We start from the raw sequence: 13,684 nt of genomic DNA, 5'->3' as shown, positions 1-13,684 counted from the left end.
CCTCGGTGTACCCGTCCGGATCTCCGTGCACGCCGACCTCGGTGTACCCGTCCGGATCTCCGTGCGGCAGACTCGGGCCGTGCGAAAGATTCATGTCATCGGTATCGGCGCGGGCGACCCCGACCAGCTCACCCTCCAGGCGGTCAGGGCGCTGCGGAGCACGGACGTGTTCTTCATCCTGGAGAAGGGCGAGGTGAAGGCGGATCTCACCGGGCTGCGCCGGGACATGCTCGACGCGCACGTGCCCGAGGGGGCGTACCGCGTCGTCGAGGCGCGCGACCCCGAGCGGGACCGGAGCGCCGGCGGCGCGGCCTACTCACCCGCCGTCGGGGACTGGCGCAGCGCCCGCGCCGACATCTACGAGCGGCTGATCACCGAGGAGCTCGGCGAGGAGCAGACCGGCGCCTTCCTGGTGTGGGGCGATCCGTCGCTGTACGACAGCACGCTGGGGATCCTGGAGGAGGTGCTGGAGCGGGGGGCCGTGGCGTTCGACTACGACGTCGTGCCGGGCATCAGCAGCGTCTCGGCGCTCGTCGCCCGGCATCGCACGGGCCTCAACCGGGTGGCCCGGCCGGTGCAGATCACCACCGGCCGGCGGCTGGCGGAGGGCTTCCCGGAAGGCGTGGACGACGTGGTGGTGATGCTCGACGCCCACCAGACGTTCCGGCGGTACGCGCAGGAGGACGTCGACATCTACTGGGGCGCCTACATCGGCACCCCGGACGAGATCCTCGCCTCCGGCCCGATCGCCGAGGCGGCCCCCCGCATCGAGCGGCTGCGGGCCGAGGCCCGGGAGCGCAAGGGCTGGATCATGGACACGTATCTGCTGCGCCGCAACCCCCGCGGCTGACGAACGCCCTACCCGAGCCCCAGCCGCTCCAGCACGCCCTCCACATCGGGAACGGCCGTCACACCGTCCGGCAGCGGCGGCCGCCGTACGACCACGACCGGCAGGCCGAGGTCCCGGGCCGCGGTCAGTTTGGCCGCCGTCGCCGCTCCCCCGCTGTCCTTGGTCACGAGGACGTCGATGCGGTGCTCGCGCAGCAGGTTCGTCTCGCCGGGGACGGTGAACGGGCCGCGGGCGAGCAGCACGTGGGTGTCGGGCGGCATCGGCGGCTCGGGGGGATCCACCGACCGCACGACGAAGTGGAGCCGCGTCAGGTGGGCGAAGGAGGCCAGGCCGAGACGCCCGGTGGTGAGGAGCACCCGGCGGCCGAGTCGCGGAAGCAGGCCGGCTGCCGCGTCCAGTGAGGGGACCGGGTGCCAGTGGTCCCCGGGGCCGGGCCGCCATCCCGGTCGGCGGAGCACCACCGCGGGTACGCCGGTCTCGGCCGCGGCGCGGGCGGCGTTGGCCGTGATCGACTCGGCGAAGGGGTGGGTGGCGTCGACGAGGGCGTCCACGGCCTGCTCGCGCAGCCACGCGGCCAGCCCCCGGGCCCCGCCGAAGCCCCCGACGCGCACGTCCCCGTCGAGCGTCCCCGGCCTCGCCGTACGCCCCGCGAGGGACGACGTGACGCGCACACCGGGGCGCCCGGCCAGCGCGGCGGCCAGGGCACGTGCCTCGGCCGTGCCGCCGAGGACCAGAACGTGAGGAGACACGCCGCCGAGCGTACGAGGTGCCTCACGGTGAGCGTCACGACGGGGGCGGGCCGGGGAGGTGTCCGCCACTCGACCGGCGCGTCCGGTTCCCCCTGGCTATCGTCCTGGCATGGGGTCCGTGCGTGCCGTGCTCATCGACATCGACGGGGTGCTCACCGTCTCGTGGCGGCCGTTGCCCGGGGCCGTCGAGGCGTTGCGGGAGGTCAGGGAGGCCGGGTTCGCCGTCCTGCTGGTCACCAACACCACTTCCCGCACCCGGGCGTCGATCGCCGGGACGCTGGCGGAGGCGGGGTTCCCGGTGTCCGCCGGGGACATCCTGACCGCGCCCGCCGCCACCGCCGCGTACCTCGCCGAGCACTGTCCCGGTGCCCGGTGCGCGCTGCTGAACAGCGGCGACATCGCGGAGGACCTCGGCGGTGTCACGGTCGCCGGGGCGGGTGACACGGGGACCGTGCCGGATGTCGTGCTGGTCGGCGGGGCCGGTCCCGAGTTCGGGTACGCGGAGCTCGACCGGGCCTTCGGGCATCTGCAGCACGGGGCCCGGCTGGTGGCGATGCACCGCAACCTGTACTGGCGTACGGACGAGGGGCTGAGGCTGGACTCCGGGGCGTTCCTGGCGGGGCTGGAGCGGGCCGCGCGGGTCGAGGCCGAGATCACCGGCAAGCCGTCGCGGGCGTTCTTCGCGGCGGCACTCGCCCGGCTGGGCGTCGGCGCGCAGGAGGCGGTGATGGTGGGGGACGACGTCGAGTCCGACGTGCTGGCGGCGCAGCGGGCCGGGATGACCGGAGTGCTCGTGCGGACCGGGAAGTTCCAGCCGGAGACGCTGCGGGACGCCGACGGCACGCCCGACCGCGTGATCGACTCCTTCGCGGACCTTCCGGCGCTGCTGCGGGGGTCAGCGCAGCAGTAGTTGCAGGCCGCCCACGACGGTCGCGGCGATGACGAGCTGTTCGAACAGCCGCTGGTTGATCCGGTGCACGGCCCACTTGCCGAACAGCGCGCCGGGCACCACGAACGCCACGAGGGCCAGGTCCAGGAGCAGCGAGCGGCCGTCGATCAGGCCGAGGCCCGCGCTGAAGGGCAGCTTGGAGACGTTGACGATCAGGAAGAAGAAGGCCGAGGTGCCGAGGAAGCCGAGCTTGCGGAAGCCCGCGGAGAGCAGGTACATCGACATCACGGGGCCGCCCGCGTTGGCGACCATGGTGGTGAAGCCGCCGAGGACACCGTAGGAGCGGGCCTTGATCCGGCCCGAGCGCGTGGTGACCGACTCCGGGTCCTCCTCCTTCTCCGCCGTGCGTCGGCGCCACACCGTCACGGCCGCCATCAGCAGCAGGATCGCGCCGATCGAGGTCCGTACGACCGCGTCGTCCGCCCAGAGCAGGAACACCGTGCCGACGACGACGCCCGCGGCGACCGCCGGGAACAGCCGCCACAGGGTGGGCCAGTGGGCGTGCCGCCGGTAGGTGGCGACGGCCAGGAGGTCTCCGGCGATCAGGATGGGCAGCAGCACGCCGGTGGAGGCCCGGGCGGGCAGCACGGCGGCGAAGATGGCGAGGCTGACCGTGTTGGCCCCGCTCACGGCGGTCTTCGAGAAGCCGACGAGCAGGGCCGCGAAGGCGAGGGCGGCGAACTCCCAGCCGGTGATGTGCCAGAGCGTCATGGTGTTCATGCGAACACTGATGCTATGTGCAACGAACCGGTGCCCGTAAGCGCTGTCTCGCCTGGTGGGCCCGCCGGGCCGGCAGGGCCACCGCTCGGCTGCCGCTATGCCCGTTCGACGAGGACCGCGCTGCCCTGTCCCACGCCGACACACATCGTGGCGAGGCCCCGTCCCGCCCCCGTTCGCCGCATCCGGTGGAGCAGCGTGGTCAGGATGCGGGCGCCGGAGCAGCCGAGGGGATGGCCCAGCGCGATGGCGCCGCCGCTGGGGTTGACCAGATCGGGGTCGATGCCGAGCTGGTCCACGCAGGCCAGGGCCTGGGCGGCGAAGGCCTCGTTGAACTCGGCCTCCTCCAGGTCGCCGACGCTCCACCCGGCGCGGGTCAGCACCTTGCGGGTGGCGGGGACGGGACCGATGCCCATGACGTCGGGGTGGACACCGGCCGAGCCGCCCGCCACATAGCGGCCCAGGGACTCGAGGCCCAGGTCGTTCAGGGCCCCCTCGCTGACGAGGAGCAGGCCGGCGGCGCCGTCGTTCATCGGCGAGGCGTTGCCCGCGGTGACCGTGCCGCCGTCCCGGAACACCGGCTTCAGCCGGGCCAGCTTCTCGACCGAGGTGTCCTCGCGGACGCACTCGTCGGTGTCGACGACGACACCGTCGGGGCGCTCCACCGGGAGGAGCTCGTCGTCGAAGTGGCCGTTCTTGCGGGCCAGGACGGCGCGCTGATGGCTGCGCAGGGCGAAGTCGTCCTGGCGTTCACGCGGGATGCCGTATCGTGCGGCGACCTCCTCGGCGGTCTCGCCCATGGCCAGCAGGCCGTGCAGGTCGCGCATCGCCGGGTTGACCAGGCGCCAGCCGAGCCGGGTGTCGGCGGTCTCCATGCGGTGCGGCAGGGCGTCGTCGGGGCGGGGCAGGACGAAGGGCGCGCGGCTCATCGACTCGGAGCCGCCCGCGATCACGATGTCGGCCTCGCCGGCGGCGATGGTGCGGGCGGCCGTGGTCACGGCCTCCAGACCGGAGGCGCAGAGGCGGTTGACGGTGGCGCCGGGCACGCAGTCGGGCAGGCCGGCGAGCAGGGCGGCCATCCGGGCGACGTTGCGGTTGTCCTCGCCGGCCTGGTTGGCGGCGCCCCAGTAGACGTCGTCGATCCGGGCGGGGTCCAGAGCGGGCACGCCGGCCACCAGGGCGCGGACGACCGTCGCCGCGAGGTCGTCGGGCCGTACCGAGGAGAGGGATCCCCGCAGCTTGCCGATGGGGGTGCGGCGGGCGGCCGCGAAGTGGACGGGACGCACGAGAGGCTCCTCACGCCGCGCATCAACGCGCATTAATTAGCACTGCTAGTTTCGGACTATAGCCCCTCGGCCTCCCGCCTGTGAAGATTCTGCGCCTTCCAGGCTTCCCGGCAGGTCATATCGCAGGCCGGACGACCCTCGTGCGACGCGTTTGCACCAGTGCGCCCAGGGCACCCGCGCGGTCATGGAGTGGTTGCGGAGCGCCGCCTGCGTGGACGAGGACCCCGAACTGTTCTTTCCCGTGGGCACTGCCGGCCCTGCCCTGCGCGACGTGAGCGCCGCCAAGCGGGTCTGTGCGCGCTGCCCGGTGACCGACCCGTGTCTGAGGTTCGCGCTGAGCAGCGGTCAGGCCTCGGGAGTCTGGGGCGGCACCGGCGAGGAGGAGCGCGACGCACTGCTCCGTACGACCAGGAACGACGCGAGAAGGAGAAGTGCCCTATGACGGCTGTGAGGAGCACACTGCCCGACGACGCCCGCAAGGTCTCCTGCGAGGCGCTCCAGGACACCCTGGTGGATCTGCTCGGGCTCTCGCTGGTCGGCAAGCAGGCGCACTGGAACGTCGTGGGCCCCCGTTTCCGGTCCATCCACCTCCAGCTCGACGAGGTGGTCACGGCGGCACGGGACTTCGCCGACACCGTCGCGGAGCGGTCCGCGGCGCTCGGCGTCCCGCCGGACGGCCGGCCGGAGACCATCGCCAAGGCCTTCACGCTGCCCGCCCCGAAGGAGGGCTGGGTGCGCGACTCGGACGCCGTGCAGGTGATGGTCGAGGCGCTGGAGGACGCGGTCGGCCGGCTGCGGGAGCGCATCGGCGCGACCGAGAAGGCGGACCCCGTCACCCAGGACCTGCTGATCGGCGTCACGGCGGAGCTGGAGAAGCAGCGCTGGATGTTCGACGCCGAGAACTTCCCCCGCTGAGCCGGCGACGGGGACGGGCACAGGACATCCGACGTACGCACGGAAGGGGCAGGCGATGACCGACGCCCTCGAACTGGACGCGCTGTGGGAGGACTTCCACCGCGTGGTGAACATGACCTCGCAGGAGCTCGCGGCCTGGCTGCGGGTCCGCGACGCCGACGAGGACACCGAGCCGTTGCCGGACCAGGCCGGCTCGGCCACCGGACAGCACGTCCTTGCGATCCTCCAGAAGCGGCGCACCGACCTGACCGAGGACGACCTGCGCGTGATGCGGAAGGTCGTGGACACGGTCACCGGCCAGGTGGACCTGGAGAACGAGCCCGAGCCCGAGGTGACGGCCGAGGACACCCGGCGCCGGCGCCGGCTGATGACGGTCGGGCACGACCCGCTGAAGGGGTAGGCGTGGGCCGCCGGGAGCGCGTCGTACAGGAACTCCTCGGCGCGCACGGCCGCACTGCACCTACGCCGAGGAGGCGGGCATCGCATTGAAGGACACCCCGCAGCCGCTGTACCGGCTGCTGGTGCTCTCCCACCTGCTCAGTGCCCGTATCCGCGGCTCGATCGCGCTGGCCACCGCCCGCGCCCTGCACGAGGCGGGGCTGCGCGATCCGCGCCGCATGGCGCGGGCCACCTGGCAGCAGCGGGTCGACGCCCTCGGCCGGGGCGGCTACCGGCGCTAAGACGAGCGCACGGCCACCCTCCCCCAAGCTCTTCGAGCAGGGGGTACCCCCATTCGCTTCGGCTCCGCTCCGCTCGGCGACGCCGCCGAGCTGTGAGCGAGCGGTGGGGCGGCGATCTGCGGCGGCTTCGCCGGGAAGCGGACGGCGAGGCTCCGGAACTGCGCCGCCTCCTCACGGAGTTCCCCGGCATGGGACCGGCAGGTGCCGGCATCTTTCTGCGCGAGGCCCAGGGCGTCCGGCCGCAGGCCGCCCCCTGCCTGGACACCAAGGCACTCCAGGGCTCCGAACGGCTGGGCCTGCCACAGGACCCCGAGCGCCTCACCGAACCGGCCGGGGACACCGACCCGGCCGTGCTCGCCGCCGCGCTGGTGCGGGCGGCCCTGGACAAGGAGGTCGTGCGGGACACACTCGGCCGCGTCGGCTGAGCGGCTGCACCACGCCCCGCACCACCGTCCCTCACCCGAGCAACCAGCCACCGTCCACGCACAGTTCCACCGCGTTCACCGACCGGTTCCGCAGCAGGAAGTCCACCGCGTCCACCACGTCGGCCATCGCGGCGAGCCGCCCCGTGGGGGTCTCGGTGCGCAGCGTGGCGAGGACCTTCTCCGGTTTGGCCTGCCAGTACGGACTGTCTCCCACGACGCCGGGGTGCACCGCGTTGACCCTTACGGGAGCGAGCTCCACGGCGAGGGAGTTCATCAACCCCCGCACTCCCGCGTTGACCGTCGCCACCGTCGTCGCGCCCGGGTAGGGGCGTTCCTTGGCCTGGCCGCCGAACAGCACGATGGAGCTGTCGTCGTGCAGCCGGCTCCGCAGCGTGTGCACCACCTCCGTGTAGCCGACCAGCTTCAGGGTGACCAGGCGCAGGGCGGCGTCGATGTCGTACTCGGTCACCTTGTTGTCGTCCCGGGTGACGCCGGCGATCACCAGATGGTCGACGCGCCCCATGCCGGCCAGGGCCGCCGCGATCTCCAGCGGCCGGGCCAGGTCGAGGGCGAGGCCGCGGGCGCCGACCTCCTTCGCGACCGCTTCGGACCGCTGGGTGTCGCGGCCGGTGAGGACGACGTCGTCGCCTTGCCCGGCTCGCGCCCGGGCGAACTCCAGCCCGATCCCGGACGTACCGCCGACGACGAGCACAGTGCTCATGACTTCTCCTCCAGTGCCGCGCGCAGATAGTCCCAGTCCCGCGTGAACCGGTACGAGTGCCGTGACGGCGGCTGCGGCGCCTGTGTCTCCAGCCAGCGCAGCGTCCCCTGCCCCGCGTTGACGAATCCGTGCACGCATCCGGCGCCCGCCCAGGCCAGGTCGCCGGGCTCCAGCCGGTACCGCTCGCCGTCCAGGGTGGCCTCGGCCACGCCCTCCAGGATCAGATAGGTCTCCTCGAAGGGATGGTCGTGGGTTCCGATGACCCCGGCGGACGCGTACTGCACCATGAACATGGTCGAGGCGACCGCGCCCAGCTCGCCGTCGATCATCATCTTCACCGTGATCCCGCTGTAGACCAGCAGGGCGGTCCGCATGCTCGCCGTGACGGCCAGCAGGTCCTGGGACTGCCGGCCGGGATCCAGCTGGGCGGGCTCGAAGTGGCCGAAGGAGCGGGTGCGCGGGTCGCGGACGTCGACCCGGGCCGGCTCGCGCGCGGGCAGGTCCGGCACGGCCTGGGTGTCGTGTCCGTAGCGGGCGCGCGGCACCGGGGCCAGCATGTCCGCCCAGCGGCCGCCGTTGCGCCCGGCCCCGCGCCAGGCGTGCGGAACGCCGATGGGCAGCACGCCGTAGTCGCCCGTCTCCAGCAGGTACGAGCCGTCCGGCAGGTCGAGGATCACGGCCCCGTCGAGGACGAAGAAGGTCTCCTCGTAGGAGTGCACATGAGCGGGTGTCCGGCCGTCCGGGAGCAGTTCGCACAGGCCGAAGCCGGTGTGGACACTGCCGTCGTCCTCGCCGACCAGCGCCCGGCGCCGGTGACCGCGGCCGTCGTGGGGCGGCTCGGGCAGGCCGGCGGCGTGACGCACCAGGTGATTCGTCATGCCGGCGCCTTCGCTCCCTTGGCCTCCTTCGCGGCGAGGAGCCGGTCCCGGGACGCGCCGACGAGCCGCAGGGCACGGGCGGTGTCGCCGAGGAGCCGGCCGTCCCGCTTGTGGATCACGCCGTCGACGAGGACCGTGTCCACGTTGGAGACGTCGGCGCACAGCGCCACGGTGGCCGCCGCGTCGTGCACGGGGGCGACGTTCGGGGCGGTGGCGTCGATCCCCACGATGTCGGCGCGCTTGCCCGGGGTCAGGGAGCCGGTGCGGTCCTCCAGACCGGCGACGTGGGCGCCGTTCACGGTGGCGATCTCCAGCATCTGCCGCGCTGTCAGCATGGTGCCGGGCACCGGCATGTTGGCCTGCCAGCAGTCCGCGTTGACGCGGGCACGCTCGGCGCCGAAGGCCGCGCGGATCTGGGTGAACATGTCGCCGGGGACGGTGGTGACGACGTCGATGCTCAAGGACGGCCGCAGACCGTGCTCGATGGCCTGCATCACGGGCGGCCAGCCGTGCCCCATCTGGAGCTCCACCTGCGGCGCGACCGACACCGTGCCGCCGCTGTCGGCGACCATCCGCCACTCCTCCTCGCTGAGGTAGCAGCTGTGGACGTAGGTGGTGTCCGGGCCGAGCAGCCCCAGCCCGTGGAGCTGCCTGACCATGCCGAAGCGGCCGGCGAGGCGCCCCATGGCCACGTGCACGGTGATCGGGAGGCCGAGCTCGCGCGCCATGGCCCACTCGGCGGTGACGACCTCGTCGACGCAGAAGCCTGGTCCGCGGGTGGCGAGGCCCATGGTGAGCAGGCCGTCGTCGGACGCGAAGTGCGCCTCCCGGACACGTCGTACGTCGTCCGCCGGGATCACGATCCGGCTATCGAACCAGTAGTCCGCGAGGGAGGTGTTGGCGCTGCCGTACGCGTACCGTGCCCGGATGCCGGAGTCCTTCAGGCCCTGGATCGCCGCGTCCGGGTGCTCGGGGGTGTTGTTGATGTGCGACCAGTCGACGAGCGTGGTGATGCCGGCGTTGAGGCACTCCAGCGCGCCCGCGAGGTTGCCCGCGTACACGTCCTCGGGGGTGTACAGCGGTGCGAAGGTGTCGAGGATGTCGACGAAGTAGTCGTCGAGGGTGGCGTCGGGGGCGACGCCCCGGAGGGGGGCCTCCCAGGTGTGGCGGTGGGTGTCGACGAAGCCGGGGATCAGGATGTGGCCGGTCATGTCGAGGACCTCGGCGTCGGCGCTGATCTCGGGCTCGACGGCCGCGATCCTGCCGTCCTCGACGAGGACGTCCCCCTGGGGCAGGTCCCCGATGTCCGGGTCCATCGAGATCACGTGACCGGAGCGCAGCAGTGTCCTGGTGGTCATCGCGCTTCCTCCCATGGGGTGTTCGGTGGCGGGTGTGCTGCTCAGTACGCGGCGAGCCTGCGCACCTCGGTGACGACCTTGTCGACGGTGGGGATGACCTGCTGCTCCAGCGTGTCGGCGAACGGCAGCGGGACGCACTCCCCCGCCACCCGCCGCACGGGTGCGTCCAGCAGGGAGAATCCCTCGTCGGCGACGACCGAGACGACGGTGGCGCCCCAGCCGCCCTGGTACGGGTTCTCCTCGACGGTGACGAGCCGCGAGGTCCTGCCCAGCGAGGCGAGGACGGTCGCGGCGTCCAGCGGTATCAAGCAGCGCAGGTCGATCACTTCGGCCTCGATGCCCTCCCCGGACAGGACGTCGGCGGCCTTCAGGGCCAGGGGGACCGTCGAGGCGAGCGCGACGAGCGTGATGTCGGTGCCCTCGCGGACGACCACGGCCCGGCCGAGCTCGACGACGTGATCCGGCCCAGGCGGCGGCCCCTTGGCCGCGAGCAGTGCCTTGTGCTCGAAGAAGACCACCGGGTCCTCGCTGCGGATCGCCGCCGCCAGCATGCCGACGACGTCGGCCGGAGTCGACGGCGCCGCGATCTTCAGTCCGGGGACGGTCAGGGCCCAGTTCTCGGTGGCCTGGGAGTGCTGGGCGCCGAAGCCCAGCCCGCCGCCGTTGGCGGTGCGCACGACGAGGGGCACGGTCACCTGGCCGCCGGTCATGTAGCGGACCTTGGGGATCTCGTTGGCGAGGTAGTCCCAGCAGCAGGCCAGGAAGTCGGAGAACATGATCTCCGCGACGGGCCGCATCCCGGTCATGGCGGCACCCATCGCCGCGCCCATGATGGCCTGTTCGGAGATGGGCGTGTCCCACACCCGGTCGGGTCCGAACTCCTCCAGCAGGCCCGTGGTGGTCTTGAACACCCCGCCGGCCGCGGCGATGTCCTCCCCGAGGCACACCACCGACGCGTCCCGCCGCATCTCGCGGGCGATGCCCTCGGCGACGGCCTCCCGGTAGGTGATCACGTCCGCCATGCGGCACCCCCGTCCGCCCACACGTCGGTCAGCGCCTCACGCGGATCCGGTGGCGGCGCGGCCTTCGCCGCCGCCACGGCCCGCTCCACGACGTCCCGGGCCCGCTCGTCGGCCCCGGCGAGCGTCTCCTCGTCCACGCCCAGCTCGGCCAGGCGCCCCCGCGCGAGGTCCAGCGGGTCGTGCTTCAGCCATCGTTCGACCTCCTCGGGCGGGCGGTAGGCCGCCGGGTCGGCGCGGCTGTGACCGAAGTGCCGGTAGGTCTCGGCCTCCAGCACGGCGGGCCCGTCTCCGGCCCGGGCCTGCCGCGCGAGCCGCCCCACCGCCTCCTCGACCGCCACCACGTCGTTGCCGTCGACGACCTCGCCCGGGATGCCGTGGGCCGGGGCCCGGTCGGCGGCGGGCCGGGGCACGGCCGTGACGTCGGCGATCGGCGTGTACTCCATGTACAGGTTGTTCTCGCACACGAACAGCACCGGCAGCTTCCACACGGCGGCCAGGTTGAGCGACTCGTGGAAGGCGCCGATGTTGGTCGCCCCGTCGCCGAAGAAGGCGACCGCGAGCTGCTCGGTGCCGCGCAACCGGGCCGACCAGGCCGCGCCCACCGCCATCGGGAGATGGGAGCCGACGATGGCATACGAGCCGAGCATGCCGGTGGCCGCCTTGGTCAGGTGCATGGAGCCGCCCTTGGCCTTGCACAGCCCCGTCGCCCGGCTCATCAGCTCGGCGAGGCACTCCTCGGGGGTGGCGCCCCGGGCGAGGGCGTGGTGGTGGCCCCGGTAGGTGGCGAACACGTAGTCGTCCGGGCGCAGGGCGGCGCTCGCCCCCACGGCGATCGCCTCCTGCCCGGCGGCCAGGTGGGTGGTGCCCTTCACCAGGCCCCGCAGGAACAGGTCGTGGGCGGCCTTCTCGGTCCGGCGGATGACGTTCATCCGCTCGTACCGGTCGAGGAGCGAGGTGGCGTCCATCAGCGGTCCCGGCCGGTCGTCGGCGGGCGGTCCGTGGTGTGCGCATGGGCGCGCTCCCCCGTGTCCGCCGGCACCCGGTCCCCCGTGTTGAGGTGGGACTGCGCCTCGCGACGGGTGTTCAGCTCGCCGCCCACCGTCCAGTACTTGCGCCCGGCCACCAGCAGTTCCTCGGCGGGGAACTTGGTGATGACCTCGCAGCCGTCGGCGGTGACGACCAGTTCCTCCTCGATCCGGGCGGCGGACCAGCCGTCGGCGGCCGGCCAGTACGTCTCCAGGGCGAACACCATGCCCTCTTCGAGGACTTCCGGGTGGTCGAGGGAGACCAGGCGGCTGAAGATCGGCTTCTCCCAGATGGACAGGCCCACACCGTGTCCGTACTGGAGGGCGAACGCGGCGGTCTCGTCGGCGAAGCCGAACTCCTCGGCGCGGGGCCAGACCCGCACGACGTCGGCGGTGGTCGCACCGGGACGGACGAGCGCGATCGCCTCGTCCATGTACTCCCGGCAGCGCACGTACGCGTCCCGCTGTGCCCGCGAGGCGCTGCCCACGGCGAACGTGCGGTAGTAGCAGGTGCGGTAGCCCAGGTGGCTGTGCAGAATGTCGAAGAACGCCGGGTCGCCGGGGCGGATCAACCGGTCGCTGTAGACGTGCGGATGCGGTGAACAGCGCTCGCCCGAGATGGCGTTCACGCCCTCGACGTACTCGCTGCCGAGGTCGTAGAGGACCTTGCTGACCACGCCGACGCACTCGTTCTCGCGCACGCCCGGGCGCAGGTATCCGTACAGTTCCTCGTACGCCGCGTCGACCATGGCGCAGGCCTGGGTGAGCAGGGCGATCTCGTCGCCGGTCTTGATGCGGCGGGCCTCCAGGAAGACCTGCTGCCCGTCGACGACGTCGATGCCCTCGGCGCGCAGCGCGGCGAGGACCGGCATCTCGGCGACGTCGACGCCGAGGGGTTCGCCGGCGAGCCCGTGCTCACGCAGCTCGGCGGCGATCTTGGCGGCCACGTCCTCGGCGATCCCGGCGTCCGGGTGGAAGGCGCCGCGCAGGGTGGAGATGCCGGCCCGGGCACCGGTGGGCGGACCGCCCTTGCCGTCGCTGTGGTCGAGCCACGGGTTGTACAGCTGATGGTGGCGGGCGGCGGAGCCGAAGTCCCAGACGACCGGTTCGCCGTCGCGCACCAGCAGGGCGAAGCGGATCAGCTTGTCCATCGCCCAGGTGCCGATGTGGGTGGCCGTCATGTAGCGGATGTTGGCGAAGTCGAAACCGAGCACCGCTCCCAGGCCGGAACGGTTCAGGGATTCGTGCAGCCGGGTCAGCCGCTGCCCGCGCAGCCGGTCCAGGTCGATGCGCTCTTCCCAGTCGACGGCGTTGGGGCCGTATGTGCGGATCGCCATGGCGACCACCCCCACTCCGGAGTGAACGCCCGTGTGCGATGGGTGTCAAGTGTCACTGAACATCGCCGGACACGAACCAGACGCCCACCGCCGGTACCTCTCCATCGTTGCGGTAGCGGTGGGGTGTCGTCGACTCGAAGCAGACGGAATCGCCCGGCCGCAGCGTGTACTCCTCGAATCCGAGGGTGAGGACCAGCTCGCCGGAGGTGAGATGGCCGTACTCCGTGCCGGGGTGCCGCATCAGCGCGCCGGAGCCGGAGGAGGAGCCGCCGGGCCGGTACGTCACCAGCAGGAAGTCGGTCTCCGCGCCCGGCACCCGCCCGAGCCGCTCCCACACGACCCCCGAGTCCAGTTCCAGCGTCTCGCGCCCGTCCGCGCCGACCAGAGGCCCGATCCGCCGCCCCGGATCTGCGGCGAGGGCGGCCAGGGCGTGCGGCACGGTGCCGGGTGGCGCCCCCGGCGAGGACGCGACGACGCTCTCCCGGATGTCGAAGAGGGACTCGACCGAGATGCCCAGGGCCGTCGTGATCGCGTACAGCGTGCTGACCGACGGCTGGCTCTTGCCGGTCTCGATCTGCGACACGAGACTCGGCGACACACCGACCTCCCGGGCCAGCGCGCGCAGGCTCGTGCCGCGCTCCAGGCGTGCCTGCCGGATGCGGGCGCCGAGGGGCGGCACGACGGCGGGTGACACGGGCGGCTCCTCTGCTCGAACGGAGTGTGCGGTGTGTGCGGTGTGTGCGGTGTGTGCAGCCTCATTGAACAGCGGGTG

At 72.7% G+C, this 13,684-nt stretch carries 15 protein-coding genes and 1 pseudogene; 6 read left to right on the top strand and 10 right to left on the bottom strand.

Going from position 1 to position 13,684, the window contains the following annotated elements; all coding sequences use genetic code 11:
* Positions 1-79 precede the first annotated feature (79 nt).
* Positions 80-850, top strand: coding sequence for a precorrin-6A synthase (deacetylating) (gene cobF, locus GTY56_RS14250; protein ID WP_346345489.1), 771 nt, complete (start codon positions 80-82; stop codon positions 848-850).
* Positions 851-858: 8 nt separating this feature from the next.
* Here cobF and GTY56_RS14245 read toward each other — a convergent pair whose 3' ends face one another.
* A complete protein-coding gene (locus GTY56_RS14245) occupies positions 859-1,599 on the bottom strand; it encodes a cobalt-precorrin-6A reductase (RefSeq protein WP_161365722.1) in 741 nt (246 codons plus the stop codon).
* A gap of 109 nt (positions 1,600-1,708) precedes the next feature.
* Here GTY56_RS14245 and GTY56_RS14240 point away from each other — a divergent pair, with 109 nt between their 5' ends.
* On the top strand, positions 1,709-2,509 hold the full coding sequence (locus GTY56_RS14240; protein ID WP_161365721.1) for an HAD-IIA family hydrolase: 801 nt from the start codon (positions 1,709-1,711) through the stop codon (positions 2,507-2,509).
* On the opposite strand, the gene GTY56_RS14235 is transcribed toward GTY56_RS14240, so the two are convergent.
* Positions 2,495-3,268, bottom strand: a complete 774-nt coding sequence (locus tag GTY56_RS14235) for a sulfite exporter TauE/SafE family protein (RefSeq protein WP_161365720.1) — start codon at positions 3,266-3,268, stop codon at positions 2,495-2,497. The two genes, GTY56_RS14240 and GTY56_RS14235, sit on opposite strands and share 15 nt — an antisense overlap.
* Positions 3,269-3,363: 95 nt before the next feature.
* Positions 3,364-4,551, bottom strand: a complete 1,188-nt coding sequence (locus GTY56_RS14230; RefSeq protein ID WP_161365719.1) for an acetyl-CoA C-acyltransferase — start codon at positions 4,549-4,551, stop codon at positions 3,364-3,366.
* Between the two features lie 184 nt (positions 4,552-4,735).
* On the opposite strand from GTY56_RS14230, the gene GTY56_RS14225 reads away from it, so the two are divergent.
* From GTY56_RS14225 to GTY56_RS14210, 4 genes and pseudogenes are all read left to right on the top strand, one after another.
* A complete protein-coding gene (locus GTY56_RS14225; RefSeq protein WP_161365718.1) occupies positions 4,736-4,993 on the top strand; it encodes a WhiB family transcriptional regulator in 258 nt (85 codons plus the stop codon).
* A complete protein-coding gene (locus GTY56_RS14220; RefSeq protein WP_161365717.1) occupies positions 4,990-5,466 on the top strand; it encodes a Dps family protein in 477 nt (158 codons plus the stop codon). Before GTY56_RS14225 ends, GTY56_RS14220 begins: the two co-directional genes overlap by 4 nt.
* Positions 5,467-5,521: 55 nt before the next feature.
* Positions 5,522-5,866, top strand: coding sequence for a DUF3140 domain-containing protein (locus tag GTY56_RS14215; RefSeq protein WP_161365716.1), 345 nt, complete (start codon positions 5,522-5,524; stop codon positions 5,864-5,866).
* Between the two features lie 2 nt (positions 5,867-5,868).
* Positions 5,869-6,571, top strand: a pseudogene (locus GTY56_RS14210) (endonuclease).
* Between the two features lie 31 nt (positions 6,572-6,602).
* Here GTY56_RS14210 and GTY56_RS14205 read toward each other — a convergent pair.
* From GTY56_RS14205 to relB, 7 genes are read right to left on the bottom strand one after another with little or no spacing between them, the layout of a single operon-like run.
* Positions 6,603-7,292 (bottom strand): SDR family oxidoreductase, encoded by a 690-nt coding sequence (locus GTY56_RS14205; protein ID WP_161365715.1) that lies wholly within the window; start codon positions 7,290-7,292, stop codon positions 6,603-6,605.
* Positions 7,289-8,170, bottom strand: a complete 882-nt coding sequence (locus GTY56_RS14200; RefSeq protein ID WP_161365714.1) for a cupin domain-containing protein — start codon at positions 8,168-8,170, stop codon at positions 7,289-7,291. The genes GTY56_RS14205 and GTY56_RS14200 overlap by 4 nt, the downstream gene beginning before the upstream one ends.
* Positions 8,167-9,528: an amidohydrolase family protein gene (locus GTY56_RS14195; RefSeq protein WP_161365713.1), complete on the bottom strand. Its 1,362-nt coding sequence runs from the start codon at positions 9,526-9,528 to the stop codon at positions 8,167-8,169. Before GTY56_RS14195 ends, GTY56_RS14200 begins: the two co-directional genes overlap by 4 nt.
* A 41-nt stretch (positions 9,529-9,569) precedes the next feature.
* Positions 9,570-10,550, bottom strand: coding sequence for an alpha-ketoacid dehydrogenase subunit beta (locus GTY56_RS14190; RefSeq protein WP_161365712.1), 981 nt, complete (start codon positions 10,548-10,550; stop codon positions 9,570-9,572).
* Positions 10,538-11,515: a thiamine pyrophosphate-dependent dehydrogenase E1 component subunit alpha gene (locus GTY56_RS14185; RefSeq protein ID WP_161365711.1), complete on the bottom strand. Its 978-nt coding sequence runs from the start codon at positions 11,513-11,515 to the stop codon at positions 10,538-10,540. The genes GTY56_RS14190 and GTY56_RS14185 overlap by 13 nt, the downstream gene beginning before the upstream one ends.
* Positions 11,515-12,912, bottom strand: a complete 1,398-nt coding sequence (locus GTY56_RS14180) for a M24 family metallopeptidase (RefSeq protein ID WP_237524844.1) — start codon at positions 12,910-12,912, stop codon at positions 11,515-11,517. The genes GTY56_RS14185 and GTY56_RS14180 overlap by 1 nt, the downstream gene beginning before the upstream one ends.
* Positions 12,913-12,964: 52 nt before the next feature.
* Positions 12,965-13,606 carry a type II toxin-antitoxin system RelB family anti-toxin gene (gene relB / locus GTY56_RS14175; RefSeq protein ID WP_161365710.1) on the bottom strand — a complete coding sequence of 214 codons (642 nt, stop codon included), beginning with the start codon at positions 13,604-13,606 and terminating at the stop codon, positions 12,965-12,967.
* Between the last annotated feature and the right edge of the window lie 78 nt (positions 13,607-13,684).

The organism is Streptomyces sp. SID5643 (genome assembly GCF_009872555.1).
GTDB lineage: Bacteria > Actinomycetota > Actinomycetes > Streptomycetales > Streptomycetaceae > Streptomyces > Streptomyces iakyrus.
This window is presented reverse-complemented; position numbering and strand designations above follow the sequence as displayed.